The following is a 3,474-nucleotide window of genomic DNA, read 5'->3' as shown; positions in this document are numbered from 1 at the left end:
CCTCGCCGAGGAGTCCGCACCCGGCAGCAGAGTTGTCCCATGGTGCCAAGAAAGAGATGGCGAGCATGACCGTGCAGACCGAACGGCCGCCCTCCGGTCCGGCGGAGGTCAAGAAGCGGGCCGACCGCACACCGGGACCGTCCGGTATCGGCGGCAGAAAATCGCAGCTGGCCCCTTATCTGCTGCTGGCCCCTCCGGTGGCCGTGACCCTGGTGTTCCTCGGCTGGCCGCTGGTGAAGAACACCCTGCTGTCGTTCCAGAACCTCAACATGCGGCAGCTGATCCAGCACATTTCCGAGTGGAACGGCGTCGACAACTACAAGGAGATCCTCGGCAACGCGGATTTCTGGAACGTCACCGGCCGGTCGATCGTGTTCGCGGGGACCAACGTGGTCCTGATCATGATCTTCGGCACGCTCACCGGTCTGCTGCTCGCCAAGCTCGGCAAGCGCATGCGGGTCACGCTGCTCATCGGCCTCGTCCTCGCGTGGGCGATGCCCGTCATCGCCGCGACCACCGTCTACCAGTGGCTTTTCGCCTCGCGGTTCGGTGTCGTCAACTGGGTGCTGGACAAGATCGGCTTCCACTCGATGGCCGACTACAACTGGACCGGCAGCCAGTTCTCCACCTTCTTCGTCATCACGGTGCTCATCGTGTGGCAGTCGATCCCCTTCGTGGCGATCAACCTGTACGCCGCCACCACGACGATCCCCAAGGAGCTCTACGAGGCCGCCTCGCTCGACGGCGCCGGAGCCTGGAAGGGCTTCACCTCGGTCACCATGCCGTTCCTGCGGCCCTTCCTCTTCGCGACGACCTTCCTCGAAGTCATCTGGGTCTTCAAGGCGTTCGCCCAGGTCTTCGCGATCAACGAGGGCGGTCCGGACCGGCTCACCGAGATCCTGCCCGTGTACGCCTACATCGAGGGCGTCGGCAACCAGCACTACGGCATGGGATCGGCCATCGCGCTGCTGACCATCGTGATCCTGCTCCTGCTGACCTCCTCCTACCTCCGGATCGTTCTCAAGCAAGGGGAGGACGAGCTGTGAAGCGCTCGGCTTCGTCACGTTTCGGCCGTATCTGGCCCAACGCCACGGCGCTCGTCATGGTCGTCGGCTTCGTCTTCCCCGTGTACTGGATGTTCGCCACGGCCTTCAAGCCGACCCCGGACATCGTCTCGGACGATCCGGTGTGGTTCCCGACCCACATCACGCTCGAACACTTCCGGACCGCGCTGGCCGCCGACAACTTCTGGACCATGGTCCGGAACTCCCTCACCGTCACCGTCATCGCCGTGGCCCTCTCCCTCGTCCTCGCGCTGGCCGGCTCGTTCGCCCTGGCCCGGATGCGCTTCAAGGGACGCAAGGGGTTCATCATCGGCTTCATGGTGGCCCAGATGGCGCCGTGGGAAGTCATGGTCATCGCGATCTACTTCATCGTGCGTGACTCGGACATGCTCAACAGCCTGATACCGCTGACCCTGTTCTACATGGTCATGATCCTGCCCTTCACGCTCCTGACCCTGCGGGGCTTCGTCGCCTCCGTACCCAGGGAGCTGGAGGAGTCCGCGATGGTGGACGGCTGCACCCGGCCCCAGGCGTTCGTCAAGGTGATCCTGCCGCTGCTCGCGCCCGGCTTGATGTCCACCTCGCTGTTCGGCTTCATCACCGCCTGGAACGAGTTCCCGCTCGTCCTGGTCCTGAACAAGCAGGCGGAGGCGCAGACCCTGCCGCTGTGGCTGTCTCAGTTCCAGACCCAGTTCGGCGACGACTGGGGTGCCACCATGGCGGCCTCCTCCGTCTTCGCGGTCCCGATCCTTGTCCTCTTCGTCTTCCTGCAGCGCAAGGCCGTGAGCGGTCTGACCGACGGCGCAGTGAAGGGATAGTGCGGCCCCCATGACCACTCTTGCCTCCTCCGTCGACACGGTCACCCGTGACGCGCTCGCCGTTCTCCAGCCGGGCTTCACCGGCACCACCGCGCCCGACTGGCTGCTCCGTCGCGTCGGCGAAGGGCTCACCTCCGTCGGCCTGTTCGGCCGCAATATCGTCTCGCCCGGCCAGCTCGCCGCGCTCACCGCCCAACTGCGGGCCGAGCGCGACGACGTACTCGTCGCCATCGACGAGGAGGGCGGCGACGTCACCCGCCTGGAAGTGCGCGACGGCTCGTCCTTCCCCGGCAACCACGCCCTCGGTTCCGTGGACGACACCGCGCTGACCCGGGCCGTCGCCCACGAGTTGGGCCGCCGGCTCATCGAGTGCGGCGTCAATCTCAACTGGGCGCCGTCCGCGGACGTCAACTCCAACCCGGACAACCCGGTCATCGGCGTACGCTCCTTCGGCGCCGATCCCGCCCTGGTGGCCCGGCACACCGCCGCGTACGTCGAGGGCATCCAGGCCGCCGGGGTCGCCGCCTGCACGAAGCACTTCCCCGGCCACGGCGACACCGCCGTCGACTCGCACCACGCGCTGCCCCGGATCGACGTCGACCTCGACACCCTGCACGCCCGCGAGTTGGTCCCCTTCAAGGCCGCCATCGCCGCGGGGTCGAAGTCGGTGATGAGCGCGCACATCCTGCTCCCCGCGCTCGACCCCGACCGCCCCGCGACGCTCAGTCCGCAGATCCTCACCGGTCTGCTCCGCGGTGAACTCGGGTACGAGGGACTCATCGTCACCGACGCGGTGGAGATGCAGGCCATCGCGGCGACGTACGGGATCGAGCGCGGCTCGGTCCTCGCGATCGCGGCCGGCGCCGACGCCCTGTGCGTCGGCGGCGGGCTGGAGGACGACGCCACGGTGGAGCGGCTGCGCGACGCGCTGGTCGCCGCCGTGCGCGGCGGGGAGCTGGCCGAGGAGCGGCTGGCCGACGCCGCCGCACGGGTACGGGCACTCGCGTCCTGGACGCGCGGTGCGAGGGGGGCGGTCCCGGAGCCGGGCGCGGCAGTGCAGGAGGGGACCGCGCCCGGCACCGCGACCGGACGGCCCGACGGACACGACCCGGACATCGGTCTCGTCGCGGCCCGCCGCGCGGTACGGGTGACCGGTGACGGCCCCCGGCTGGACGCTCCGGTCCACGTCGCCGCTTTCACCCCGGTGGCCAACGTCGCCGTCGGCGCCGAGACCCCGTGGGGTGTGGCCGCCGAGCTGGCCCGCCTGCTGCCCGGCACCACCGGCGCGACCTACGGGACCGACAGCTCGGACCCGGTGGCGGAGGCCCTCGCGGCCGCGGGGGAGCGGCGCGTCGTCGCGGTCGTCCGCGACGCACACCGCCACCCGTGGATGGCGGGCGCGGTCGACGCCCTGCTCGCCCGGCGTCCCGACACGGTGGTCGTGGAGATGGGTCTGCCGTACTCCGCGCCGAGAGGCGCGCTGTACGTGGAGACGCACGGTGCCGCCCGCGTCTGCGGCCTCGCCGCGGCGGAGGTCCTCACCGGGGCGTGACGGCGCTGCGGCACGGAGGAGGGGCCGGTCACACCTGGTG

3 protein-coding genes are annotated in these 3,474 nt (G+C 69.5%); all 3 read left to right on the top strand.

The genetic code is table 11. The annotated features are described in order from the left end of the window. Nucleotides 1–65 precede the first annotated feature (65 nt). The 3 genes from ACFWEP_RS33145 to ACFWEP_RS33135 are packed head-to-tail and all read left to right on the top strand — an operon-like array spanning nt 66 to nt 3,434. Nucleotides 66–1,046, top strand: a complete 981-nt coding sequence (locus ACFWEP_RS33145) for a carbohydrate ABC transporter permease (RefSeq protein ID WP_387375777.1) — start codon at nt 66–68, stop codon at nt 1,044–1,046. A 56-nt stretch (nt 1,047–1,102) separates the two neighbouring features. After that, nucleotides 1,103–1,882 (top strand): carbohydrate ABC transporter permease, encoded by a 780-nt coding sequence (locus tag ACFWEP_RS33140; RefSeq protein WP_387375779.1) that lies wholly within the window; start codon nt 1,103–1,105, stop codon nt 1,880–1,882. Between the two features lie 10 nt (nt 1,883–1,892). After that, nucleotides 1,893–3,434: a glycoside hydrolase family 3 protein gene (locus tag ACFWEP_RS33135; RefSeq protein WP_387375775.1), complete on the top strand. Its 1,542-nt coding sequence runs from the start codon at nt 1,893–1,895 to the stop codon at nt 3,432–3,434. Nucleotides 3,435–3,474 lie beyond the last annotated feature (40 nt).

Source organism: Streptomyces sp. NPDC060198 (assembly GCF_042728415.1).
Lineage (GTDB): Bacteria > Actinomycetota > Actinomycetes > Streptomycetales > Streptomycetaceae > Streptomyces.
The sequence above is the reverse complement of the archived record's forward strand: the minus strand, read 5'-3'. Positions and strand labels throughout refer to the sequence as shown.

Bases quoted from the DNA above. Each gene is read 5' to 3' on its own strand.
- ACFWEP_RS33135 (WP_387375775.1), top strand. From the start codon at position 1,893: ATGACCACTCTTGCCTCCTCCGTCGACACGGTCACCCGTGACGCGCTC.
- ACFWEP_RS33140 (WP_387375779.1), top strand. From the start codon at position 1,103: ATGGTCGTCGGCTTCGTCTTCCCCGTGTACTGGATGTTCGCCACGGCC.
- ACFWEP_RS33145 (WP_387375777.1), top strand. From the start codon at position 66: ATGACCGTGCAGACCGAACGGCCGCCCTCCGGTCCGGCGGAGGTCAAG.